General features: G+C 66.0%; 23 protein-coding genes. 15 read left to right on the top strand and 8 right to left on the bottom strand.

Translation table 11 applies throughout. From position 1 onward, the window contains the following. Window positions 1-306 precede the first annotated feature (306 nt). Both EKM57_RS17970 and EKM57_RS17965 read left to right on the top strand, forming a co-directional pair. On the top strand, window positions 307-1,056 hold the full coding sequence (locus EKM57_RS17970) for an SDR family NAD(P)-dependent oxidoreductase (RefSeq protein WP_129793916.1): 750 nt from the start codon (window positions 307-309) through the stop codon (window positions 1,054-1,056). Further along, window positions 1,053-1,814, top strand: coding sequence for an SDR family oxidoreductase (locus EKM57_RS17965; RefSeq protein WP_129793915.1), 762 nt, complete (start codon window positions 1,053-1,055; stop codon window positions 1,812-1,814). Before EKM57_RS17970 ends, EKM57_RS17965 begins: the two co-directional genes overlap by 4 nt. A gap of 6 nt (window positions 1,815-1,820) precedes the next feature. Here the strand turns inward: EKM57_RS17965 and EKM57_RS17960 are convergent, their stop codons facing one another. Beyond that, entirely contained in the window at window positions 1,821-2,240 is a 420-nt protein-coding gene (locus EKM57_RS17960) for a DUF1810 domain-containing protein (RefSeq protein WP_129793914.1), read from the bottom strand. Window positions 2,241-2,498: 258 nt separating this feature from the next. Here EKM57_RS17960 and EKM57_RS17955 point away from each other — a divergent pair, with 258 nt between their 5' ends. Then, on the top strand, window positions 2,499-3,281 hold the full coding sequence (locus EKM57_RS17955) for an alpha/beta fold hydrolase (protein ID WP_129793913.1): 783 nt from the start codon (window positions 2,499-2,501) through the stop codon (window positions 3,279-3,281). A 39-nt stretch (window positions 3,282-3,320) separates the two neighbouring features. Then, the gene (locus tag EKM57_RS17950; protein WP_129793912.1) at window positions 3,321-4,574 is read left to right on the top strand and encodes a cytochrome b N-terminal domain-containing protein; all 1,254 of its coding nucleotides are present in this window, start codon (window positions 3,321-3,323) and stop codon (window positions 4,572-4,574) included. A 9-nt stretch (window positions 4,575-4,583) separates the two neighbouring features. Here EKM57_RS17950 and EKM57_RS17945 read toward each other — a convergent pair whose 3' ends face one another. Together EKM57_RS17945 and EKM57_RS17940 are read right to left on the bottom strand one after the other, a co-directional pair. Continuing rightward, entirely contained in the window at window positions 4,584-5,219 is a 636-nt protein-coding gene (locus EKM57_RS17945; protein ID WP_129793911.1) for a response regulator transcription factor, read from the bottom strand. Next, window positions 5,212-8,271, bottom strand: a complete 3,060-nt coding sequence (locus tag EKM57_RS17940) for a sensor histidine kinase (RefSeq protein WP_129793910.1) — start codon at window positions 8,269-8,271, stop codon at window positions 5,212-5,214. The genes EKM57_RS17945 and EKM57_RS17940 overlap by 8 nt, the downstream gene beginning before the upstream one ends. Window positions 8,272-8,428: 157 nt before the next feature. Here EKM57_RS17940 and EKM57_RS17935 point away from each other — a divergent pair, with 157 nt between their 5' ends. The 4 genes from EKM57_RS17935 to EKM57_RS17920 all read left to right on the top strand — a co-directional run bounded on the left by EKM57_RS17935 (window position 8,429) and on the right by EKM57_RS17920 (window position 11,784). Further along, complete coding sequence (locus EKM57_RS17935) at window positions 8,429-8,815, top strand: hypothetical protein (RefSeq protein ID WP_129793909.1); 387 nt, start codon at window positions 8,429-8,431, stop codon at window positions 8,813-8,815. A gap of 96 nt (window positions 8,816-8,911) precedes the next feature. Continuing rightward, a complete protein-coding gene (locus tag EKM57_RS17930; RefSeq protein ID WP_129793908.1) occupies window positions 8,912-9,616 on the top strand; it encodes a response regulator transcription factor in 705 nt (234 codons plus the stop codon). Between the two features lie 52 nt (window positions 9,617-9,668). After that, a complete protein-coding gene (locus EKM57_RS17925) occupies window positions 9,669-10,091 on the top strand; it encodes a response regulator transcription factor (RefSeq protein WP_129793907.1) in 423 nt (140 codons plus the stop codon). A 55-nt stretch (window positions 10,092-10,146) separates the two neighbouring features. Continuing rightward, complete coding sequence (locus EKM57_RS17920) at window positions 10,147-11,784, top strand: ATP-binding protein (protein WP_165357535.1); 1,638 nt, start codon at window positions 10,147-10,149, stop codon at window positions 11,782-11,784. A gap of 46 nt (window positions 11,785-11,830) precedes the next feature. Here the strand turns inward: EKM57_RS17920 and EKM57_RS17915 are convergent, their stop codons facing one another. Further along, window positions 11,831-12,652 carry an alpha/beta fold hydrolase gene (locus tag EKM57_RS17915; RefSeq protein ID WP_129793905.1) on the bottom strand — a complete coding sequence of 274 codons (822 nt, stop codon included), beginning with the start codon at window positions 12,650-12,652 and terminating at the stop codon, window positions 11,831-11,833. 366 nt (window positions 12,653-13,018) lie between these two features. Here EKM57_RS17915 and EKM57_RS17910 point away from each other — a divergent pair, with 366 nt between their 5' ends. The 7 genes from EKM57_RS17910 (at window position 13,019) to EKM57_RS17880 (ending at window position 18,886) form a co-directional block, all read left to right on the top strand. Beyond that, complete coding sequence (locus EKM57_RS17910) at window positions 13,019-13,783, top strand: SDR family oxidoreductase (RefSeq protein ID WP_129793904.1); 765 nt, start codon at window positions 13,019-13,021, stop codon at window positions 13,781-13,783. Between the two features lie 35 nt (window positions 13,784-13,818). Next, window positions 13,819-14,265, top strand: a complete 447-nt coding sequence (locus EKM57_RS17905; protein ID WP_129793903.1) for a hypothetical protein — start codon at window positions 13,819-13,821, stop codon at window positions 14,263-14,265. Between the two features lie 11 nt (window positions 14,266-14,276). Further along, window positions 14,277-14,741 carry a carboxymuconolactone decarboxylase family protein gene (locus tag EKM57_RS17900; protein WP_129793902.1) on the top strand — a complete coding sequence of 155 codons (465 nt, stop codon included), beginning with the start codon at window positions 14,277-14,279 and terminating at the stop codon, window positions 14,739-14,741. Between the two features lie 71 nt (window positions 14,742-14,812). Next, a complete protein-coding gene (locus EKM57_RS17895; protein WP_129793901.1) occupies window positions 14,813-15,604 on the top strand; it encodes a sensor histidine kinase in 792 nt (263 codons plus the stop codon). 5 nt (window positions 15,605-15,609) lie between these two features. Further along, window positions 15,610-16,251 (top strand): glutathione S-transferase N-terminal domain-containing protein, encoded by a 642-nt coding sequence (locus tag EKM57_RS17890; RefSeq protein WP_129793900.1) that lies wholly within the window; start codon window positions 15,610-15,612, stop codon window positions 16,249-16,251. A gap of 20 nt (window positions 16,252-16,271) precedes the next feature. Next, window positions 16,272-17,303, top strand: coding sequence for an HlyD family secretion protein (locus EKM57_RS17885; RefSeq protein ID WP_129793899.1), 1,032 nt, complete (start codon window positions 16,272-16,274; stop codon window positions 17,301-17,303). A gap of 2 nt (window positions 17,304-17,305) precedes the next feature. Continuing rightward, window positions 17,306-18,886, top strand: coding sequence for an MFS transporter (locus EKM57_RS17880; protein ID WP_129793898.1), 1,581 nt, complete (start codon window positions 17,306-17,308; stop codon window positions 18,884-18,886). A 789-nt stretch (window positions 18,887-19,675) separates the two neighbouring features. Here the strand turns inward: EKM57_RS17880 and EKM57_RS17875 are convergent. The 4 genes from EKM57_RS17875 to EKM57_RS17860 all read right to left on the bottom strand — a co-directional run bounded on the left by EKM57_RS17875 (window position 19,676) and on the right by EKM57_RS17860 (window position 23,067). Next, window positions 19,676-20,605 carry a HEPN domain-containing protein gene (locus EKM57_RS17875; protein ID WP_129793897.1) on the bottom strand — a complete coding sequence of 310 codons (930 nt, stop codon included), beginning with the start codon at window positions 20,603-20,605 and terminating at the stop codon, window positions 19,676-19,678. Window positions 20,606-20,670: 65 nt separating this feature from the next. Further along, window positions 20,671-20,904 carry a sigma-70 family RNA polymerase sigma factor gene (locus EKM57_RS17870; protein WP_129793896.1) on the bottom strand — a complete coding sequence of 78 codons (234 nt, stop codon included), beginning with the start codon at window positions 20,902-20,904 and terminating at the stop codon, window positions 20,671-20,673. Then, window positions 20,901-21,803, bottom strand: a complete 903-nt coding sequence (locus EKM57_RS17865) for an ArdC family protein (RefSeq protein WP_129793895.1) — start codon at window positions 21,801-21,803, stop codon at window positions 20,901-20,903. Before EKM57_RS17865 ends, EKM57_RS17870 begins: the two co-directional genes overlap by 4 nt. Before the next feature lie 307 nt (window positions 21,804-22,110). Next, window positions 22,111-23,067: a DUF2493 domain-containing protein gene (locus EKM57_RS17860; protein ID WP_129793894.1), complete on the bottom strand. Its 957-nt coding sequence runs from the start codon at window positions 23,065-23,067 to the stop codon at window positions 22,111-22,113. Window positions 23,068-23,701: the final 634 nt, after the last annotated feature.

Raw genomic sequence — 23,701 nt, 5'->3', positions numbered from 1 at the left:
ACCTTTCTCGGTCGGGCAGGTGTCTCAGGCTTCCTGAAGCCGCAACATAGGGACAGAGTGATTTCGGCCGATCGTCCGGACAAACTATTCGACCGCCTCTGATTCTACACGCCTCCGCAGAGCTCAGGTTGGCTTGGGCGCCAGTGAGGCCGGCGGCCTCGAGGCCGACCACTGCCAGTGCCGACTTATCCCCAGGTCCATGGCCGGCCAGCCATTGGCGTGCGCATCCGGCTCTTCGGACAATCGCCATAGGCTCCTTCAGCAACGATCCTGCAGCTGTTCGCAAAGACGGGAGCAAGCCGCACAATGGGAATTCTGACAAACAAGATCGCCTTGGTCACCGGAGGCACGAGCGGAATCGGGCTCGCCATCGCCGAGACATTTGCCGGCGAAGGCGCGCAGGTCATCGTCACGGGACGGCGCCAGAGCGCGATTGACGCTGCGGTCGCACGGATCGGGCACGGCGCGATCGGCCTGCAGGGGGATGTCGCCGACCCGGCCCATCATGAGGCAGTGGCGCTCGAGATCGACCAACGTTTCGGCGGGCTCGACATCTATATCGCCAATGCCGGGGTCAACACGATCCGGCCGTCGGCGAACGTTCCGGAAAGCGAATATGACGTGCAGTTCGCGGTCAACACACGCGGTACGTTCTTCGGCGTGCAGAAGATGGGGTCGATCTTGCGCGACGGCGGCGCGATCGTCGTCACCGGATCGCTGGCAAGCGCCAAGGTGCTCGACGGCCATACCGTCTATGCCGGCACGAAGGCGGCGCTCGGGGCCTTCGTGCGCAGCTGGGCGATCGAGTTCGCACCGCGCGGCATCAGGGTCAACATGCTGAGTCCGGGACCGACCGAAACCGAGATCCTCGAGAAACTTGGCGTAACCCCCGAGCAGCGTCCCGCCTTCGAAGCGGCCATGGCGGCGGCGATTCCGCTTGGCCGGATGGGAAGGCCGGAGGAGCTCGCCACTGCGGCCCTCTTCCTCGCGTCCGATGCGGCCAGCTTCGTCACGGGCATCAACCTGCCGGTCGACGGCGGCATGGCATTGCGGTGACGCGCGCCCTGACGATCGCCGTCCTCGGCGGCACCGGGCTCGTCGGCAGGATGCTCGCGGAAAGACTGGATCAACTGGGACATGAGGTCGTCGTCGCGGCGAGGTCGACGGGTGTCGATCTCGTATCCGGGGAAGGGCTCCAGCGGGCGTTGATGGGCGCCGACGTGGTCGTCGACGTCTCCAATCCCGGCTATACCAATGCCGACGAGATGCGGCGCTTCTTCGAGGGCTCTAGTGCCAATCTCCTTCGGCGGGAACGCGAAGCCGGAATTGCTCATCATGTCGCGCTGTCCGCGGTCGGGGCCGCGCGGTTCCACAGCGGCTATTTCCTTGCCAAGAAGGCGCAGGAGAAGATGGTGCGCGCCTCCGCGCTCCCCTTCACCATCCTGCGCTCGACGCCCTTCTTCGAATTCATCTATGCGATCGTAGACGCCAATGGGAATGGCGATGACATCCGCCTGCCGCCGGCCGCGGTCCAGCCGGTGGCTGCCAGCGACATCGCCGACATGCTCGCACGCATCGCGCTGTCGGAACCGGCAAACGGAGTTGTCGAGATCGGCGGCCCCGATATCGCCACTCTGCCGACGCTGGCAGCGCTGGTCCTGACCGCGAACGAGGATCCCCGGCGCGTCGTGACGGATGTGAACGCGCCGTTCTTCGGGGCGCGGATCGGCGGGGGATCGCTGATCTGCTGCGCCCGTCCGCCGTCCGCGCCGACGCATTTCGAGGACTGGCTGCGGCAGTCCCTCGCAGTCTAGCAGGCGTCAGGCTGTCTCGCCGATCCTGACCAGAGTTTCCTCGTCGGCCAAATTGTCGAACCAGATCGCGAGCACCGTGCGCATCATCGGTTCGTTGGTCGCTTCCGCAAACAGGGTCAGCGATGCTTGCAGCTTCCTGGCGTCGACCCTCCCGAACATTCCGTCAGGACTGGTGTCCACCAGCCGCGGCAGGGACTCGACGCATTCGCGATAGCGATTGCCGAGCAAGGGGAAGGCGAGCAAGGCGCGCGCCTCGTCGAGGCTGACAATGGCAAACCGGCTTGCAAGGTCTTCGCCTGTCATGCGCGGGAATATGAAGTCCATATAGGGCGTGCACATCGCACCCCGCCGAAGCATGGCAAGCGCGTCCTCATAGACATCCTCCTGCGCGTCCAGGAAACGCTGCAGATCATATTCGTCGGTCATCCCAGGCTCCGAAACAAAGTTTGCCCGTGTCGGGCACGAGACCATCTTCTGCATCGGGGAGCGGGACGCATCTGTACGCGGGGAGATCGCGCCCATCCCGAAGGGGGAGGCTCCCGGTTCGGACCGTGGGCCATGCACGGCACGAGGCGACGCTCACCTATACCTGTGGCCAGGCTGACAGAGGCCTTGGCTGAATAGGCATCAGCGTCCGCCTTTCCCATCCTGCCTGGTACGAAAACGCGAACGGAGGAACAGAATATGCGCGCGCTCATCCAGCTCCTCGTGGCGGCCGTCCTTTCCCTTGCGACGACCGCGAACGCCCAGGCCTCGGCTTCGTCGGACCAGCCCACCATCGTCCTGGTGCACGGCGCCTTCGCCGAATCGTCCAGTTGGAACGATGTGATCACCTCGCTGAAGGGCAAGGGCCATCGCGTTATCGCGGCGGCAAATCCGCTCCGTAGCGTCAGCGGAGACTCGGCGGAGATCGCTTCGATCGTGCGGGCGATCGAAGGGCCGGTCATCCTCGTCGGCCATTCCTATGGCGGGGTCGTCATCACCGAGGCGGCCGAGGGCGCCGCCAATGTGAGGGCGCTCGTCTATGTCGCGGCCTTCCTCCCGGAGCCCGGAGAGTCGAGCCTCGGTTTGTCCACGCAACTCCCCGGCAGCACCCTGGGCGCGGCGCTGATGTCGGTCGCGCTGCCCGGCGGAGGCCAGGATCTCTATATCCGTCCCGAACAGTTCCACGCGCAGTTCGCCGCCGATGTTGCGCCGGCGCGCGCGGCCTTGATGGCGGCGACCCAGCGGCCCGTGACCCAGGCTGCACTCGTCGAGCCGTCGCGCCACGCGACATGGCGGTCCTTGCCCACCTACATGATCTACGGCTCGGCGGACCGCAACATTCCCCCCGCCGTCATGAGGTTCATGGCGGAGCGCGCCGGCTCGCGGCGGACCGTCGTGATCGAGGGGGCGTCCCACGCCTTGATGCTGTCCCACGCGGAGGAGGTCGCCAGGCTGATCGAGGAGGCGGCACAGGCGCGATGAGCGCCGCGCTTGACGGCATGCAAATCGGGAGGAACCGCGATGACCTTTCCCTGGGCGAAGCGCTATCAGCCAAAGCATCCGCTGATGCGCTGGCTGGACGAGAGGCTGCCGATCCCGCGCTTCGTGTTCGGCGCGACCGGAGCGGGCTACCCCGTGCCGCGCAATCTCAACTATTTCTGGAACTTCGGGGTGCTCAACGGCGCGGCGCTGGCTCTCCAGATCGTGACCGGGATCGTGCTCGCCATGCACTATACCGCGACCACGGCGACCGCATTCGCCAGCGTCGAGCACATCATGCGCGACGTCAATTTCGGATGGTTCATCCGCTACGCGCATATGAACGGCGCGTCGCTCTTCTTCGTTTCGATCTACATCCACATGTTCCGCGGCCTCTATTACGGCTCCTACAAGGCGCCGCGCGAGATGGTCTGGATGCTGGGGCTGGTCATCCTTCTCCTGCTGATGGCGACGGCATTTCTGGGCTATGTGCTGCCGTGGGGGCAGATGAGCTTCTGGGGCGCCAAGGTGATCACCGGCCTGTTCGGCGCCATTCCGCTGGTGGGCGAACCCATCCAGACTTGGCTGCTCGGCGGCTACGCGCCCGACCAGGCGACCCTCAACCGCTTCTTCGCGCTCCACTATCTGCTGCCCTTCGTGATCGCGGGCGTCGCCATCCTCCACGTCTGGGCAATCCATATCCCGGGTTCCAACAATCCGCTTGGGATCGATGTAAGGAGCCCGCAGGACACGGTGCCCTTCCATCCCTACTACACCGCCAAGGACGGCTTCAGCGTGGGCGTCGCGCTGACGCTCTTCTCGGTCCTGCTCTTCTTTTATCCCAACGCGCTGGGGCATCCGGACAATTACGTCCCGGCCAACCCGCTCTCGACGCCGGCGCATATCGTGCCCGAATGGTATTTCTGGCCGTTCTATGCGATCCTGCGCGCCTTCACCGTCGACTTCATCCTCCCGGCCAAGCTGTGGGGCGTGCTGGCGATGTTCAGCTCTATCCTGCTGCTCTTCTTCCTGCCCTGGCTCGACACGTCACGCGTGCGGTCGGGCAACTACCGCCCGCTGTTCAGGAAGTTCTACTGGTTCGGCCTCGTGCCATGCGTACTCGTGCTGGGCTATTGCGGCGGCGCCCCGGCGGAAGAACCATGGGTAATGATCTCTCAGGCCGCGACGATCTATTACTTCGCGCATTTTCTGATCATCCTTCCCCTCATCGCCAAGTTCGAAAAGCCGCTTGACCTGCCAAACTCGATCACGGCCTCGGTCCTCGGCCACAGGTGAGGACCGCTCCTAGAGTTCGATGATCCCACGCCGCGCCGCCACCGTCACTGCGTGGGTACGATCGGCGACGTCGAGCTTGGCGAAGATGTTCTTGAGGTGCGCCTTGATCGTTTCCTCCGAAAGGGAGAGGGCGCGGGCGATTTCCTTGTTGGCCTTGCCGATCGCGACCAATCGCAACACCGCGGTCTCGCGGTCGCTCAGGGCCTCATCGACGACATGAATCGCGATCTCCGCCGCCACGTCGCCCTGGACATGGCGCCGACCGCGATGGACATTGTGGATGGCATCGAGCATCTCGGTCCGCAGGCCGCTCTTTAGCAGATAGCCGGTCGCCCCTGCCTTCAACGCGCGCACCGCCTGCACGTCCCCGGCATAGGTCGTTAGAACAAGGATGCGGGCATCCGGAAACTCGGTCCGGATAGCCGTGATCGCCTCGACGCCGTTCATGACCGGCATCTGGAGATCCATCAGCGTCACGTCCGGGCGGAGCTCGCGGAAGCGATCAACCGCCTCGGCGCCGTCACGCGCCTCGCCGACCACGATCATGTCCGGGCGATCCTCCAGGACCGAGGCGACGCCCTCGCGCAGCACCGGGTGATCGTCGACGATGAGGATCCGGATCGGCGTTGAGCCCTTGTCAGGCATGGCTCGGTTCCTTCAACCAACGAAACAGCGATGGAAACAGGCGCTTGGCCGGAGCATAATCGGCGAAGGCCAGGCGGCCCGGCAGGGTGACCGTTACAGCGGAGCCCAGGCCGGGCGCGGTGTCGAGCGAAAGGGTGCCGCCGATACGCTCCGCTCTCTCGCGCATACCAGTCAGGCCGAAATGGCCGGGCCTGTGCCCCTGCGCCAGCACATCCTCGGCGATGCCGATTCCATCATCGCGCACTTCGACACCGAGCTCGCGGACGCCGAACCGGATCGTGATCTCCACGGACTTTGCGGCGGCATGACGGACAACGTTGAACAATGCCTCGTCGGCAATCCGGCCCAGTTCCACCGAAACGAGCGGATGAACCGGCCGCGGCCTGCCTTCGACGACGATGCGCACCGGTACCTCAGGATCAAAGCCGACCTCCGCAGCGCGTTGACCAAGCAACTTCGGCAGGTCGCTCGAGCCCTCGGCGACCCTGAGGTCCTGCACACGATCTCGTCCCTCCGCGATCACCTCATCGGCGCGCTTCAGCGCGGCCTCGAGATGAGCTCTGGAATCTGCGCCGACAGGCATTCGATTGGCCACCGACTGGAACCTCAGCACCAACCCTTGGACGCTCTGAAGCAATGTATCGTGCAGCTCGCGAGCGATGCGCTCGCGCTCGCCAAGGCGCTCCTCGAGCCGGCTGCGGATCGCGGCTGTGACTCGGGCCACGCGCAGTCGATAGGCGAACCAGAGCAGAAACAGCGCGGCAAGAACGCACAGCGCAACGAACCACCGCGATTGCAGGAAGGTTGGCGGGATCACGAACTCGACGGTGGCACTTTCTTCATTCCAGACGCCGTTCTCGTTGGCGCCGATCAGGCGGAAGCGATACGTGCCCGGAGCCAGGTTGGTGTAGAATGCCTGGCGGCGCGTGCCCGCCTCGATCCAGTCCGCATCCTGACCCTCGATCCGGTAGCGCGCGCGTGCCGCGCGCGGGTTCGAAAAGCTCAGGACGGCAAAATCGATCTGGATGTTCGATGTGCCCGCCGGCAGCGTCACGCTCGTCGGGTCGCGGTACACCCTGTCGGCCGTGAGGGCGCTGACCGAGACCGAAGGGGGTGCCCGACTTCGCGTCACCTCGGCCGGATTCAGCCACAATGTTCCGGTCTGGGTGGCGATCCAGAGCCTCCCGTCGCCGCCGCGGACGATCGCGCGCCGGCTGTGCGTGTGCGGTCGGCTCCTCAGCCCGTGGGCTGGGCCGAACAGCTGCATCGGCGGAACATATCCCCGCCTGGCAAAGGCACGTTCCAGCTCCGCCGTCGAAACGCGCAGGATTCCTGCGGGACTTGCGAGCCAACTCTCGCCGGCGGGCGTCTGGACCATGCCGTTCACGCCGCTGAACAACGGCACGGTGCGGGCCGAGATGGTTTGCAATCTTCCGCCCCGCAATCTGGCCAGGCCGAATCGGCCGGCGATAAACAGCGTGTCACCTGCTACGGGGTAGAGCGTTGTGGCATTGGGCTCGTAGCTGCCGAAAGGAATCGGGACCGAGCTGCGCCGCCGGCCATCGAGCCGGCTCAAGATGCGGTCGTTCCATTGGACGAGGATGCGCCCATGGCCATCGGTCGCCATCGACTTGGGTACGAACGCGCCGCCCGCCGATCCGAACATCCGTTGCCAGCGGCCGCCCCTGTAGCGGGCCATCCCGCCCAGTGAGGCCGTGACCCAATAGTGCCCCTCAGCATCGAACGCGCAATCGTAGATCGTGACGTCGACGGGCGCCCGTTGCGGGAGGCGGCGCAGCCTGCCGTCCCGCCAAACCACGACCTCCTTGTCGTCCGTTCCAATCCAGATTGCTCCGTCGGGAGCTTCGCAAAGGGTGCGTGGCTCGACGGGAGTCCTGAAGATTGGCTCGGGATCGCCGCCGGGCCTAACCCGATAGACGCTCGATGCCTGTCCGATATAGACCGTGCCATCCGACGCCTGCAGGAGCAGATCGCCAAAGGCTGCCGTGTCCGTAAGCTGCGGCTCGAAGCGCAAGGTGGCTGGCCAGAATCGGTCGAGGCCGTTGGCGGTGGCCGCCCAGACATTGCCTTCGGCATCCTGGAATATCTGCGCCACGATGTTCGATGAGAGGCCTTCCCGGGAAGTGAGGCGCTCGACCCGGGACATGGCTTCGGCCGGGGAGGCGGCGCCCCGCGGATCAGGCTGCGCCACGCGCTCCAGTCCGTCGTAATACGTGGCGATCCACAGGTTTCCCTCGCGATCGAATACCGGCCAGCCGCGGATCTGGCCCGTATCGGTGCGGTAGGGATGGCGCAGCTTCGGAGGGTTCCCGCGCCCGCCCGGGCCCGTAATGGGATAGGTGCCGCGCCGCTCCGTCAGCCAGATCCGCTCCTCCGGATCCAAAGAGAGCCGACCTAGGGTGCCAAGCTCGCGACGAACGAACTCGAACCGACGGGCACCCGGCGCGAGCCGCGCGACAGAGCCGGTAAATGATAGCCAGACCACCCCCTCGCGCGTGACGACCATGCTGAAGGGATTGTCGAGCGGCGCGCCCGCTTCCGTTCCGAACGACGTCCATTCGCCATTGCGAAACCGCATGAGCGGCAGTCCTATTCCCTCGGTCAGCACCCAGACGGTCCCGTCGCGGGATTCATGCATCGCGCTGATACGGTGCGGCGCCGGCGGCGCTCGCAGGAACCGAAGCTGCCCGCCGCGGTATACCGCAAACCGCCTGGAGCGTTCGAAGTTGGTCCAGACTTCGCCGTTGCGCCTGACGAGAAGCGCCGACGGCGCACCATGGGCAACAAGATCGATCGCGGTGCTGATCGCCTCGAAGCGCAAGCCATCGAAGCGGAAGATTCCGGCCGCGGTCGCGATCCAAAGATAGCCGCGACGGTCCTGAGCGAGGGCCGTGACCGGCCGCGGCGCGTCGCTTTCCTCGCTCCAGCGTTGATGCGTGTAGTGGCCCAGGCGACGCCCCCGATCGGCAGCCGGTGCGATGATCGGTTGCAGCACTATTGCCGCAACGAGAAGCGCCCTGATCAGCCGCATCGCCGGTCCCGCGATCCCCCTTGAAGCCTCCGACCACCCACAAGCCCGGGTCGCCCCTTCGCCGCGGGCGGGCGCGAATGCTACCCCCGAATGGGTGATCGGAACATCCCCAGACCGGAGGCTGGCCGCGGGCAGCCGGGCCGCTATCGCCTCCGAGATGATTTCACGTTATCCGGATGGCGCCGCCGGCGCCGCCCTGCTGCTGCTGCGATTCTCGCTCGCGTTGATCGTCTATGCTGCCATTGTCCGCATCTGGCCGGCGCCGGCAAGCTGGTGGCCGGCGGCCATTCCGTCGGCCGCTCTCGCTCTCGCGCTGGCGACCGGGTTCGCCACTCGGGCGGCGGCGCTGCTCCTGCTGGTGATGCTGCTCGCCAATCTGTTTGTCACCAGGGGCGAGATACTCACCTTCATTGCCGCGTGCAGCGGCGCAACCGCAGCGCTCGTCCTCGCTGGACCCGGCGCCTACTCGATCGACGCCCATCGCTTCGGTCGGCGGGTAATTCGCCTGGACGCGCGCTCACCTGATCGGGGAGGCCATGGCTAACCGACTTCGGGATAGCGCGGCGGTGCCCCTCATGAGATCCTCACCATCCCGCTTCCACTCGCAGGAGGTCGCATCATGTATCATGGATCGCAATCGATGAGCCGTGGGGAACAGCCCTGGTTCGCCTCGGCGGGCCATGTCGGCATTGCGCAGTCCGCAGCAGCGGACGAGCACGAGCACCCGATCGTACTGGTCGTCGATGACGATGTTGCGGTGCGCCGGGCCCTCATCGAACTCATGGAGTCGGTGGGACTGGAAGCGGCGGGCTTTGCGTCGGCACGCGAGTTGATGGAGGTCAATCTTCCGGACCGTCCCGGCTGCCTCGTGCTCGACGTGCGCATGCCGGGCGGGAGCGGCCTGGACCTGCAGCAACAGCTGGCCCTTCAAGGCTTCGCGAAGCCCGTCGTCTTCCTCACCGGCCACGGCGACATTCCCATGTCGGTTCAGGCCATGAAGGGCGGCGCCATTGACTTCCTCACCAAGCCCGTGCGCGATCAGACCCTCCTCGACGCGGTGATGATGGGGATCGAACGCGACACCGCGCAGCGGCGCGAGAGCCGCGTGATTCACCGCCTCATCGAGGACCATTCGACGCTGACATCACGGGAGCGTCAAGTGATGCGATCGGTCGCGCTGGGCCGTCTCAACAAGCAGATCGCCTATGATCTCGGGATCAGCGTGGTGACGGTGAAGCTCCACCGGAGCAGTGTCATGCGCAAGATGCGGGCGAAGACGATCGGGGACCTCATTCGCGCATGGGAGCTGCTTCCGCCGCAGATACGGGAGAGTGGAGCGACCTAGACCATGGTATGGTTACATTCCCCCCTTGATTCAGCGACGTTCGAGTCCGGCCATGCTGGCTGCTTCGTCGAGGGCTCGTTGCTTGTCCAATCCGCCACTGATCGCGATCGTGGATGACGACCAAGCCGTTCGCGAAGCGCTTTACGACCTCTTGCAGGTCGAAGGCCTGACGGCGCGAACCTTCGACAGCGCCGCCGCCTTCATTACCGCATGGCGCAGCCGCGAATTCGACTGCCTCATCACGGATGTGCGGATGCCGGGGATGGACGGCATGGCCCTTCAGCAGCATTTGCGCGCCTCCGGCTCCGCCATGCCGGTGATTTTCCTCACCTCGTCGACGAACGAGGCGACGCGCACCAGGGCGATGCTGGAGGGCGCCAGCGCCTGGTTCTCCAAGCCTGCAGCCGACGATGCGCTGCTCAACGCCGTGAAATGCGTGCTGGACCCTCAAGGGAGGAACTTGCCGGAGGCCTGACATGGGGATCATGCTGCCCTCTTCTCCGCCGCACCCGCTCCCCGGACGGGAGCCCGTGTCGAGCAAAACCGAGCTCGAAACATGTGACGGCGCATGCTGGGCGCTCGACATTTCGGGCGTCCGGGCTCTGATCGCCGCGATCGCTTCGGGGGCTGGCCCGTGCGACTGGGTACGGCGACTCCTGACGGGGACCCTGATCGCGGACGTCAACCAGCGCACGGTTCACCTGGTAGGACCCTATGACGGACGGGACTGCATGATCGGCCGGCCGGTGGCCGCATTCTGGCCGGCCGAGGCGCGTGAGGCGTTGGCGGAACTGATCATGGCGGCCGTGGCCAATCATCCCGCCGGCTCGCCGACACGGCGGGAGATCACTTCGCTGATCTTTTCAGATCCGGTGCTGAGCGCGTGGACACCCGTGGACGGCAGCCGCTCCGACGTCGTCTTCCTGTCGGTTACCGGCGCCCCGACCGACGAGCGCTCACTGTGGACGCTTTGTGCGAGTGACGAACGCTATCGCAGCCTCATCCACTATCTGCCCATTGCGCTTCTGCAGGTGGACTCTACCGCGATGACCGCGATCTTCGAGGAACTCCGGTGCAAGGGCATCACGGACATCGCGGCCTATCTCGACGAGGCGCCCGACCTGCCCATCCATTCGAGGAAAATCGTCAAGGTAACCGACGCAAACCGGAATGCCGTGCACCTCTTCGGCGTCAGCAGCGCCGACGAGCTGATCGGCCCGGTCGATTTTCTGTTCCGAGCCTCGCCGGGGACGGCCAATCGGGTGATCACGGCCCATTTCGAGGGCCGGCGCACTTATACCGAGCTGATGAAGGTGCTGACCCACGACGGGCGGCTCCGCGACATCGAGCTGTCGGTGACCTATCCAACCGCGCCCCAGCGGCTCGACGTGACGCTGCTCAGCCTCGACGACGTTACAGACCGCCTGCGCACCGAAGCGCAATTGCGCCAGCTCCAGACCGATTATATCCGCGCGGCCCGGATCTCGACGCTCGGCGAGCTCGCCACGTCGATCGCGCATGAGGTCAATCAGCCGCTCTCCGCGATCGTCACCAACGCCGAAACCAGCCTAAGGTGGCTCTCGCGCGCTGATCCGAACCTGGCCAAGGTGGGTCAGCTCATCGGACGAATCGCAGAGAGCGCCCGGCACGCCAGCGAGATCGTGCAGCGCATCCGCGGGATGGCCGCGCCCCGCGCGCCGGAATGCGCCCCGCTCGACCTGAACCAGGTCGTGGAGGAGGCGCTGCTGTTCGTCCGCCACGAATTCGATGCACGCGCGATCGGTTTGTCGCTCGACCTCGGCGCTTGTCTTCCGGGCATCTTGGGGGATCGAGTCCAGCTTCAGCAGGTGATCGTGAACCTCCTCGTCAACAGCATCCAGGCGATGAGCCAGAACAGCGCCCCGAACGCTGGGGTTGCGATCGCCACCATGGTCGGTGCCGACGGCGCAGTGCGGTTCGTGATCCATGACGGCGGACCCGGGATCGCGCCGGAGAACCTTGATCGCGTGTTCACCGGATTCTTCACCACGAAGGATGAGGGCGTTGGGATCGGACTTGCCATCTGCCAATCGATCATTGCGGCGCATGGCGGAACGATCACCGCGTCCAATCACCCGAACGGGGGCGCGCTCTTCCAATTCAGTTTGCCTCCCGCTGCGGGGAAGTGACCCGGCGCGTCCGGCGGCCCGCTCGAGCCGCCGGACGTTCATCCCGTCAACTCTGCAGGAAGGCAAGGAGATCGGCGTTGAACTGGTCGGCATGCGTTGCGGTAAGGCCGTGCGGCGCGCCCGCATAATAGATTGTCCGCGCGCCTTTGATGAGCTTGGCCGACCTGTACGCGGTATCCCTGATCGGCACGATCTGGTCGTCGTCGCCATGGACGACGAGCGTCGGCACGTCGAACTTCTCGAGGTCCTGGGTGAAGTCGGTCGCGGAGAAGGCCTTGATGCAGTCATAGGCATTCTTGAGGCCCGCTTGCATGCTCATCAGCCAGAACTCGTCGAGCAGGCTCTGCGGGACCTGCGCGCCGGGCCGGTTCGCGCCGTAAAAGGGAACCGCGAAATCCCGGTAGAATTGCGAGCGGTTGGCGGCGATGTCGCGGCGGAGGCCGTCGAAGACCTCGATCGGCAGCCCCTCGGGATTGGTCGCGGTCCTGAGCATGATCGGTGGTACCGCACCAAGCAGCACCGCCTTGGCGACGCGGCCGGTGCCGTGCCGACCAATGAAGCGAGCGACCTCGCCGCCTCCGGTCGAATGGCCGACCATCGTCGCATCCTTGAGGTCCAGCGCTTCGAACAAGGCGGCGAGATCGTCGGCATAGCCGTCCATGTCGTTCCGCGCCGCGGTCTGTGCGGACCGGCCGTGACCGCGCCGGTCGTGCGCCACGACGCGGAAGCCGTTCTGCGCCAGGAACTGCATCTGGTTGCCCCAGGCGTCCGAGTTCAGAGGCCAACCGTGCGAAAGGGTAACTACCGGGCCTTCGCCCCAGTCCTTGTAGTAGAGTTCGTGTCCGTCGCTAGTGCTAATCGTCGGCATTGTCTGGCTCCTGAGCTGGAGGGGAGCGCCGGGGCTCAGCGCCGCCTGGCGGCCTCCTTAGCTATGGGCGAGCTGCTCCAGGTGCGATCGGCCGCTGGGCTATTTTGGGGCAGGCGGGGGGCCAGGGCGCGCCGGCCGCGGGGTTGATCGCCCAACTCGCTCGGCAAGGTTGTCGGCTTCGACCGACCGGGGTCGCCAAGGCCAACGGACCATGCCGACCTGTACCGAGGACGAGGGTGGCTGCGTCCCGGGCGCACATCCGCTGCCCTAGCGCACGATGGCGGCCGGTATGCGTTCGAGCAATCCTCCCTCTCATTGCTGAACCAGCGGGCGCCGCGGCGCACCGTCCAACGACGAGGTGAATTCATGAAGATCGTGGTGATCGGCGGAACCGGTCTGATCGGATCCAAGGTAGTCGAGCTCCTGAGCCGGAGCGGCCATGAGGCGCTCGCCGCCGCCCCCAATACCGGCGTCAACACGATCACGGGCGAAGGCCTTGCTGCGGCGCTTCGAGGCGCCGAGGTGGTGATCGATGTCGCCAATTCACCGTCATTCGAGGCGCAGGCGGCGATGGACTTCTTTCGGACCGCCGGCCTCAACCTCACTGCCGCGGAGCAGGAAGCCGGCGTCAAGCATCATCTGGCGCTCTCCGTCGTGGGCACGGAGCGGCTTCAGGACAGCGGCTATTTCCGCGCCAAGCTTTCGCAGGAGCGGCTGATCCAGGCTTCGCCCATCCCTTACACGATCATCCACGCCACCCAATTCTTCGAATTCCTGCGCGGCATCGCCCAGTCGGGAACCGAAGGCGACACCGTCCGCCTGCCGCACGCGCATTTCCAGCCGATGGCGGCGCAGGACGTCGCGGCCGCCGTTGCCGATGCCGCACTGGCATCACCCGTGAACGGCACGATCGAGGTGGCCGGGCCCGCCGTCTTCCGCATCGACGAACTCGTCGCCCGCGTGCTGGAATTCGACATGGATCCGCGCCGGGTGATCGCCGATCGGCAAGCGCCCTACTTCGGGGTCAGGCTGGACGAGAATTCGCTGATGCCGGGCCCTTCCGCCCGCCTCGGCACGACCGACTTCGGCTGGTGGCTCGTCAACGTCCCGCCGCCGCCTTCATGGAGGTGAGTCCACCGCCCGTCACCGCAGCAAAGGAGTCGAAGATGCTGAAGCGGACCTGCCTTGTCACGGCTGCAATTCTGGGGCTCGGCGCCTTGGCGAACGGCACCTTCATGCTGGTGTCGCCCGCCGCCTGGTATGTCTCTGTACCGGGCGTCACGACCACCGGCCCGTTCAACCAGCACTTCATCCGCGATATCGGCATTATCTTCCTGTTCCTCGGCGCTGCGTTCCTGGCGGGCGCCGCGCGGCCGACCTTTCGCGTCATGCTCTGGGGCGGGGCGACGCTCTGGCTCACCTGCCACGCCCTCTTCCATTTCTGGGAGGTCGCGGTCGGCATTTGCGGCCCGACGGCGCTCATCCGCGATTTTCCCGCGGTCACGCTGCCCGCGGTCCTCGGCGCGCTGCTGACGCTCTGGGCCGCCGTCGACACACGTTCCAGCCGCGTCCGCGCCGCGCAAATCGCCTTTGCCTACAATCGTACACGCTGAGGAGACCATTGATGACCCCCCGCATGAACTTCTTTCAGGCCGCTCCGGAAGGCGCAAAGGCAATGATGGCCGTCGAGGCAAGCATCGAGCAGAGCGGCATCGAGCACGGCCTGCTCGAGCTGGTGCGCCTGCGCGCCTCGCAGATCAACGGCTGCGCCTTTTGCATCCACATGCACGTCAATGACGCGTTGAAGCATGGCGAAAATGACATGCGCATTCACCTGCTGGCCGGCTGGCGCGACTCCCCGCTGTTCACCGTTCGCGAACGCGCCGCCCTCGGCTGGACGGAAGTCGTGACGCGGGTCGCCAAGACCCATGCGCCGGACGAGGCCTATGCCGAGTTGCAGAGCCAGTTCAGCGGCAAGGAGATTGCCTATCTCACGTTGCTGATTGGGGCGATCAACCTTTGGAACCGGGTGCAGATCGGCCTCCGCGCCGTCCATCCGATCGGGGAGCCGGCGGCCGCAGCCGCCTGACCGCCGGCGGATGCGGGGCTTGCGACCCCACCCTTGAGGCGCGCCCCGCATCCGTTCGCGAGGAGGACGATATGACGTTCGATCAGGCTCCCGCCGGTCCGGCGATGGCCCATCGCCCGCCCGGGCGCGACGATGAAGTTGCCGGACACCAACCCACGGACCATGGTTCGCAGTCCAAGGCCGGGACCGTCCACGACCTTGGCAACTTTATCCAGCTCGCCTCCTCCGCAGTCGCCATACTGAGCCGCAGCCCCGACCTGCGCGGCGGGAATCTGGCGTCGCTGGTCGCCAGCGCAAAGATGTCATTGGACAGGGCCGGCGCCCTGGTCAGGCAGGCGCTCGGCCACGCTTGGCAACGATCCGAAGCTTCGCCGACCGCGAGTCTGGCCGACTGCGTGGCGGAGGTCCAGGCGGTGATATGCGGTGTCGGGCCGTCCGACCTGAGTTTCGATGTCCGGCTCGAGCCGGACCTCCCGCGTCTCTCCTGTGACCCGCTGGGCCTGCAGTGCGCGCTGCTCAACCTCGTCTTCAACGCGCGCGATGCCATGGCGGGCCACGGCGTGATCCGGTTGCGAGGGCGACGTGACGCCCGCGAGGCGGTGCCCCTGCTCGAGCTGGAGGTCATCGACACCGGCATCGGGATGACGCCGGAAACCGTCGCACGCGCCTTCGATCCGTTCTTCACGACGAAGTGCGACGGCCTGGGCGGCATCGGCCTCCCGATGGTCGAGCGGTTCGCGAGGGAGTGGGGCGGCGAGATCGTCATCGAAAGCGAACCGGGATTTGGGACGACCGTGACTCTGCGACTGCCTGTCGCCGCCGCACCCGTGCCCTGCCCGCCCACCTCAATCCCAATGGAGTGAAGCCGATGAAACTCTATTATGCACCGGGCGCCTGCAGCCTCGCCAGCCGCATTTCGCTCCATGAAGCCGGCGTACCGGCAAAGTTCGAGCGGGTCGATCTGCGCACCAGGATGACCCAGCAGGGCTATGACTATAACAGCATCAATCCAAAGGGCTATGTTCCGGCCTTGGAGCTCGACGACGGGGAGACCGTCACGGAAAATCTTGCCGTCCTGTCGCTGATCGCAGACCAGCATCCTGCGCTCGGACCAGGTGGGCAGCTCGGACGGACGCGGCTGCTCGAGATGCTCGCCTTCATCTCGACGGAGCTGCACAAGAGTTTCAAGCCCTTCTTCCATCGCGAAGCGAGCAGCGCGGAGCGCGAACGCGCGGCGGAGGCAATCGCCGACCGGCTCACCTACCTGTGTGATCGTATCGGAGCGCTCTATCTGTTCGGTGCGCGGTTCACAGTCGCCGACACATACCTGTTCGTCACGCTGCGATGGGCAATGGCATTCGGTATTCGCGTCCCATTGTCCCTGCTTGGCTATTTCGAGCGGGTCGAAGCTCGCCCCGCCGTGCGCCGCGCGCTCGCTGAGGAAGGACTGGCCGTTGCTCGGCCGCTGCCGCACTCGGAAATCGAGCGGACCGCAACCGCCGCAGCCTAGTCGAGGAGCGCAAGCCCATCATGGCAAGGATCAGAGGCCTGAGGCACCTCGGTGCGCTGCTTTGCCTGGCTGCCGTGGTCGTCTCCCTTTTCGCCTGGAGCTGGGCGCGATCGGATGCTGCAACCACGGACAACGCCTATGTACGCGGCGACATAACCTCGCTCGCGCCGAAGGTCGGCGGCTATGTCACCTCCGTGGAGGTCCAGGACAACCAGCCGGTGCGCGTCGGCGAGGTCCTCTTCCGCATCGACCGACGTGACTATCAGGCAAGGCTCGCGCAGGCTGAGGCGAATGTAGCGGCCGCGAGCGCGCGGCTGGCGAACACCGAGCAGGAGATTCGACTACAGATCAGTTTGATACAACAGGCAGAAGCTCAGCGCAGCGCCGCCCTAGCCGACATGGACCTCGCGCGCGTGACGAACGCTCGGCGACGGGCGCTGATCGACGCCGGCTTCGTCACGCGCGCGCAGGTGGACGAAAGCGATGCGGGCAGGCTGAGGGCGGAAGCCGCCGCGGCGGCCTCGTCCGCGACGGTGCGCGCCCAGAGGCAGAGGATCGACGTGCTCTCCGCACAGCGCGAGGCCGCCGCTGCCGCCGTGGCACAGGCCGAGGCGGCGCGCGAGCTCGCCCAGATCGACCTCGAGAACACGGTGGTACGCGCGCCCATCGCCGGCGTCGTCGGCAACCGCCAGGTTCGGGTCGGGCGGCTGGTCGCCCCCGGCGCGTCGCTGCTCGACATCGTGCCGATCGCGGACTTGTTCGTGGTAGCGAATTTCAAGGAGACGCAGCTACAGCATATCCGACGCGGCCAGACGGCTCGCGTCCGCATCGACAGCTATCCGGACGTGACCTTTGAAGGCGTCATTGACAGCTTCGCCCCCGGCAGCGGCTCGGCTTTCAGCCTCATCCCGACCGATAATGCGACCGGCAATTTCGTGCGGGTGGTCCAGCGCGTTCCAGTCAAGATAAGGCTCCGGCGCAATCCGCTCCTCGGCAGGCTGGTTCCCGGGATGTCTGCTCAGGTCGAGATCGAGCGGAGCCGAGCATCGTGACGATGGCGGTCGCCGGCTCCGCGCGCGGCGAGAGGTCTGTCCTGCACTGGCTGATGATAGCAGGCATCGCACTGGCGGCGCTCACGGAGGCGATCGCGAGTACCGCGCTTTCGCTCGCACGGGGCGATATCCTGGGCGACATCCACGCCACGCCCGACGAGTTCGCCTGGCTCGACATGGGCTATGTGGCACTCAAGCTGGTCGGCTTCGCTGTCGCACCCTGGTTGCTCACCCGTATCGAGCCGCGGGCAGCCCTGCTCGCAGCGACGTCGGTCATGGGCATGGCTTGTGCGTGCGCTGCGGCCACGGCACGGCTCGACCTTCTGATCATCCTGCGCATGATCCAAGGCCTTGCAGGCGCTATCCTACTCGTCAGTGGTCAGGCCATCCTTTTCTTGGGCTGGTCGAAAAGCAGCCAGCCCGTCCTCCAGGCGATCTTCGCCACGACGGCTGTCGTCGCGCCGGCCACTATCGCTCCGGCGTTACAGGGCTGGCTGATCGACAACCAGTCATGGACCTGGATCTTGTTCGGGGTCCTGCCTGTCTCGCTTGCAGCGGTGGGACTGATGCTGATGGGGGAGGCAACGATGGGGCCGTCACCAGCTTTTCGCCCCTTTGATTGGAAAGGACTCACGCTGATAGCGGTCGCGCTGTCCAGCCTCACCTACGTGCTGAGCCAGGGCAGCCGCTGGGACTGGTTCGAGGAAAGCCGCATCATCTGGCTGAGCCTCGTCGCTGGCGCGACCCTGATCCTGCTTGCCTTGTGGCAAAAGCGCGTGGCCGAGCGCGCTCTGCTGGATCTCTCGCCATTCAAGGTCGACGATTTCGCCTTCGCCTTCGTCGTGAGCTTCGTGGCCGGGGCGGTGCTGTTCGGCAGCGCCTTCCTCATCCCAGCCTTTGCCGTGTCGGTTCTCGGTTTCACGCCGACAGATGCCGGCCTGCTGCTCCTGCCCAGCGGCGCGCTGTTCGTCGTCGCGCTCCTGATGGCCGCCTTCGCGATGCGAGCGGGCCGTCTCCCGCCGATCGCCACAGTTCCGTTCGGGATTCTGCTGATCATGATCGCCATGTGGATGCTCTCCGGCGCGAATGGGGAAAGCGGCATGGATAACCTGACGCCCGCCATCCTGCTGCGCGGCCTGGGACTGGGATTCCTGTTCCTTTCGATCACGTTGGTCGCGTTCAACAGGCTTCCGGCACAGCATCTCGCATTCGGCATCGCCCTCTTCAATATTGGTCGTCAGCTCGGCGGACTAATCGGCGTAGCCGGTCTCCAGACGCTGATCGATGGTCGCACCGCAATCAACAAGGCAGTGCTTGGTGCCACCCTCAATCCGGGATCGCCTGCCTTGGCGGAACGGTTGAACGCCACTGCGTCCCTGTTCACAGGTCGCGGGATGGACCCCGAAGCTGCAGCCCGTGCGGCAACGCAGATGCTGGAGAGGATCCTTGTCAGGCAGTCGACGGTGATCGCCTTTGACACCGCCTTCGCCGCCACGGCGCTCGTCTTCGTAGTCGCGGTGCCACTAATGGTCGCCTTCAAACTTCTTCTTGCTCGCATGCGCCCGCACCGCCCTAGCCGCTGAACCAGGGCAGGAGCATGAGACTCGAAGAGGTATGGCCCCAAGCTCGAGCTTCGGCTCCCGAACGGTTTGCCCGCGATCGCGCCAGCAGGGCATGCAGATGCATTTCCGGCGGACGTCTTCGAAGCAATCGCGCCAGCCCCGGCGCCGGAAGTACCACCACAGGGCTGCCGATTCGAACACGGCGACGTGGCTGCATTGCGAACAGGTCAGCTTGACGGTGCGATGGCGGGCGGCAGCGTCGAACAGGTCGCGCAGCGGATAGGCTGACGGAAGATCTTCCACATCTATCCTTCGCCCTCGTTTGCAGCTGCCCAGGTCTGATCGCTCTCCGTGGCTCGTCTCGTCACCTCACCAGACCCAATGATCTCCTCGGCAAGGAATCGCGCCAGTTCGTGGTGGGCGCCGCTCCGCCTGTTGCTGTCGGCGCGCTCGCCTGGACGCGTGTAGAGGTCGCGGAGGGCAGACGGCCGGCGTTCCCCCATTGCTGTCAACCAGGCGACAATGCGACGGGAAAGTGCCTCTTTCGTGACGGTGATCCGCGACTCGCTCATGCGGAACACATACAGAACATTGTCGCATCGCGCGAGCGGGCATGTTGCCATGCACCGGCAATTTCCGTCACGCGTGGCGACTAGGTCGTGAACTCATACAACGCGAATTACCACCTGCGACCCAATGCGCAAGCCGGCCTTAACGCCCCTTCAGTCCATTTCGTATCGAGAGCAACTGGCGCAAGAGCTCCCGCATTGCGACGGCCTTAGTCGGCAAAGTTGCTCCTCGCAAATCGCTCTATTTGCCAGTGGCGGCCTGCGCCTCCAGCTCTGCAATTCGCTCCGAGCAGACGGCGTGGACGGCGCGCCCGAGCTCCTCCACCTGCCTGGCGAGCCAGTCGAGCTCTTCCTCGGAGATGCGGTAGTGCCTCGAATAGCGCGCCTTCACATAAGCGTCCTTCAGCTTCTCGAACATCGCGCGCTCGCGCCGAGTGTCCGACGGCCAGACGTAGGCGAGACGGCGGTCGAGCCGCTCGGCCTGAGTGCGCAAAAAGCCAAGGTTGTGCACATGAGGCGTGTAGAACGTGCAGACGAGCAAGACGCAGTGGTAGAGGAATTCGGTGGCTTGATGCAGATCGAACGCAGTTTCCTTTAGCCGGCCTTGGCTCTGAACATACCGTGCAGTTTCGAGCCGGCCTGCACCACTTGGCATCCACTCCTCGAAATATTCCCGCGCCATCGCCAGCGCCTGGGCGGGCGTCTTCGGCTTGGGCTCGTGCAGTTCGCTGTCGTCGCTCTGGTAGAGGGCGATCCCCTCCTTCGCGACGTCCATGAAGAAGTAGCGCCCATGGGCGAGGCCGTCATTCACCTCCTGGAGGGTGTGGACGATGAAGTTGACCGGCGTGCGCAATGTCTTCGTGATCGAAAGCTCGCGGATCAGCCGCTCCTCGGCCTTCGCCCAATATTCGACGCGGTCGGTCAGGCGCTTGTCGTTGACGATGATGAGCAGGTCATAGTCGGACTGATAGCCCTTGGCGGTGTGCGGCTCGTCGACCCAGGAGCCGCGCGCATAGGAGCCGTAGAGGATGATCTTGAGGATGCGGCCCTTCTTCTTCCACTCCTGGGTGGCGAGCGCCGTCGCCTCTCCGAACTCCTCGAACAGGATCTGCACCACGCGCTCGAGTTCGCGCTGCTTGGCCGGCGGGAGATGATCAAGGTCTGTGCGCATGTCCGTTCATTCCTAGCCATGACAAGCGTCCAAGCACAGCCTCGCCGGACCCGAGGCCGATTGGCTCAGCGCCAGAACCGCCACGACGGTCGCTCCGTTTGGGTGAGTCTCTTGTCCAGCTCATGCAGCGCATCGGCCATATGCCGCTCCACCGCTTCGGCGGAAATGTTCAGCCGAGCCGCGATTTCGGCGTAACTGAGGCGATCGCGCGAGCTCATCAGGAACACCTCGCGCGTGCGCTCGTCCAGCCCGGCCAGAGCCTGTTCGAGCCGCCGCGATCGAACCCGCCTGCCCGTCATGGCCGCACTCCCTCGTCGCCGGCAAAGGCCAGGAGATAATCGGCCGCCCGGCCAGCAAGGCTGGCGGCGCGAAAGATCGCCCGCTCGTCCTCGCGCAGCACGTCGAGCCAAGCCCCGACATAATCGGCGTGGCGCACCGTCGGCCGAATGGAAAGCGAGGCGCAGACGAACGCGCTCGCCATCTCAGCCACAAGCTCCTCGCGGGCGTAGGCCGGCGTGCCGAAGCCGGCCGACTGGTCTCGGTCGAGGCGGCTCGGATGGCCGGTCCAGTGACCAAGCTCGTGAAGCGCTGTGCGGTACCAGTTGATCGGCTCGAAATAAGCTTCTTGTGGCGGCACCTGGATATAATCCACCGCCGGCGCATAGAAGGCCATGTCGCCGCCGATCCGGATATCCGCTCCCGTCGCGGCGATCAGCGCGTCTGCATCAGGAATGGCCTCGCACTCCCCGCGTGGAGTCGGAAGCTCGACAAGCTCCTCCGGCAGGCCCTCGCACTGGTCGACGTTGAACAGGACGAAGCGCTTCAGAAAGGCAACCTGCCGCGCCTCCCGGTCCTCCTCGAAGGCACGCTCCTCCTCGGCGCTCGGCGTGAACCGATCGGCGTAGCAGACGATCGTCCCCTTCTCGCCTTTGGCCACATGGCCGCCCGTCCGCTGCGCCTGCCGATAGGTCAACCAGCGCTGGGAGCGATATCCTCCCCCGACTCCGGCCGCCCACAGGATCAGCACGTTGATCCCCGAATAGCCCCTCCCCGTCACCGCGTTGCGCGGCATCGTGCAGCCGCACCGGGCGCTGTCCCAGGGCTGAACCCAAGGCACCCTGCCCTCCTCAAGCTCGGCGATGATCCGGCCGGTGACTTCCGAATAGAGGCTCTGCCGCTCGACGCGCGCATGCTTCATGACCCTGCTCCTTTCTCTCCTGCGCCGGCTCGCATCCCGCAATGGCGGGGCGGGCGGCGGGAGCGGACCGAAGAGGCCGGCGGACGTGAGGCGGTCGGCACCCGAAGGGCCGAAGCGAAGCGGAGGACCCCGGCACAGCCGGGGTTGCGGGCCGCCCCCGCCGGCCTATCGGGAAGCGGCGCCCGCCCCGCCTCTCCGGGACGCGGCCGAGATCCCGTCGCACTCGCGCGGCAAGCTCCGATGCTATGGAAAGAGGCTCCGCGTGCCGAAAGGCTGGACCGGCGGCGCCGGTCCAGCCGGATGGCCGCTAGGCTGCGGCGCGGGCGGACTGCTTCGGATGCGTGCCCAGCGGCCCGCGCCGGTCGACGACGGCGATGCCCTGCGCCTTCGCCTCGATGACGAGGCGCTCGACGACGCCGCTGCCGGCGAAGACGACGACATAGCGGGGATGGAGCGAGAGCATCTGCGCGTTGCGCCGGAAGCCGGCGCGCCGGCCCAGGCGCCGGTCGAGCCCGAAGGTAACCTGCGGGACCTTGCGCCGCTCGGCCCAGGCGGCGGCCAGCCGGTCGGCGCCCTTGCCGTCGCCGCCATGAACTAGGACCAGGTCGCCGACATGCTCGCGCACCCTGTCGAGCGTCGCCCAGACATTGTCGGCAAAGGTCCTGGCCTCATCGGCGCCCGGAAAGCTGAGCCGGCCGCCGGCGAACAGGACGGGCGTTCCCTCGGGCAGCGCGGCCCGGCGCCGCCCTTCCGAGCGCGCCTGCAGGAAGGCGCGCCCGTCGACCACCGCCGAGGTCAGGCTCGCACAATGGTTGAGCCGGGAGCCGCCGGCGGGGCGCCAGGACGATCCGGTCTCCTCGAGATAGAGTCCCGCGGCGACCTCGCGCAGCCCTTCCAACGCCAGCATCGCCGCCTCTGCGGCGCGCGCCTTCGCGACCTGCGCCTCCAGAGCCGAGGAATGGACTTCCGAGCCGTCGGCGCAGGCGAGAAGGCAGCGTATCTCGTCGGTGGCGCGGTCGACCTGCGCCGCGCGCTTGGCCGCCGCCCGGTGGAAAAGATTGACGAAAGCCCAGCCAATTTCCTCGGCGTCAGCCTCGATGACGGTGCCGGGAAACAGGAGGAAGAGGTCGGACCAGACCGCGGCAAGGGTCTGCGAAACGGCCTCCGGATCGGGGAGGTCGGTGGTGCCTTCGCCGGCCCCGGCCTGGATGGAAAGATGGCCGAGCTCGAGCCGGGCGAGCTGGGCGGCAAATGTGGTGCGCATCGGGCGTCTCCTTCGGGATGAGCGCCGGCGGGTCCGGCGCCGGCAGCCCAAAGACCCGCCAGGTCGCTCCCGGCGCATCGCGCGGCACGCGCGGGGCCACCCCCGGCCGAGACTGGCGCGGGCCGCTCCGCGCAGCGGAGACACACGGGTCGAAGGCCGGCGGGTTGCGCCGGAGCGGCGGCGGGTCAGGGCGCCCTCTGGCGCCTGCCGCGGCGCTGAGCCCATGGGACGGGACGGGTCGAAAAACCCGCCCCTGTCGCAATCGAGGCGGTGGTTGCTGGGTTTCGCGCTCAGCAGCTTCTTCACGCTCATCCATCAAGGGCGGATCTTGTCGGCCGCGATCTTGAGCCGCGCTTCGGCGAATTGGCGATCCGCTATTCGATGCTGATCATCGTCTTCACGGCCGTCGCCGCCGCCGCCATGTTCTGGATCGCCGGCAATTGGGTCGACCAGGACCATCGACGCGCCGCCGGGGCGTGACCCTGGCGGCGGATGATCGATCCGGCGGCACCTGGCCCGCGGGCCGACCAGTCCGGGCGAGCGCTCCTCTTCGAGCGCTGTTCGGCCCCCCAACACCGATTTCTCGTTCATCTACGCCACGGTGCGGCGGACGGCACCATGTCGGTCTCGCCCA

The sequence above is a fragment of the Sphingosinicella sp. CPCC 101087 genome (genome assembly GCF_004151485.1).
Classification (GTDB): Bacteria; Pseudomonadota; Alphaproteobacteria; order Sphingomonadales; family Sphingomonadaceae; genus Allosphingosinicella.
This window is presented reverse-complemented; position numbering and strand designations above follow the sequence as displayed.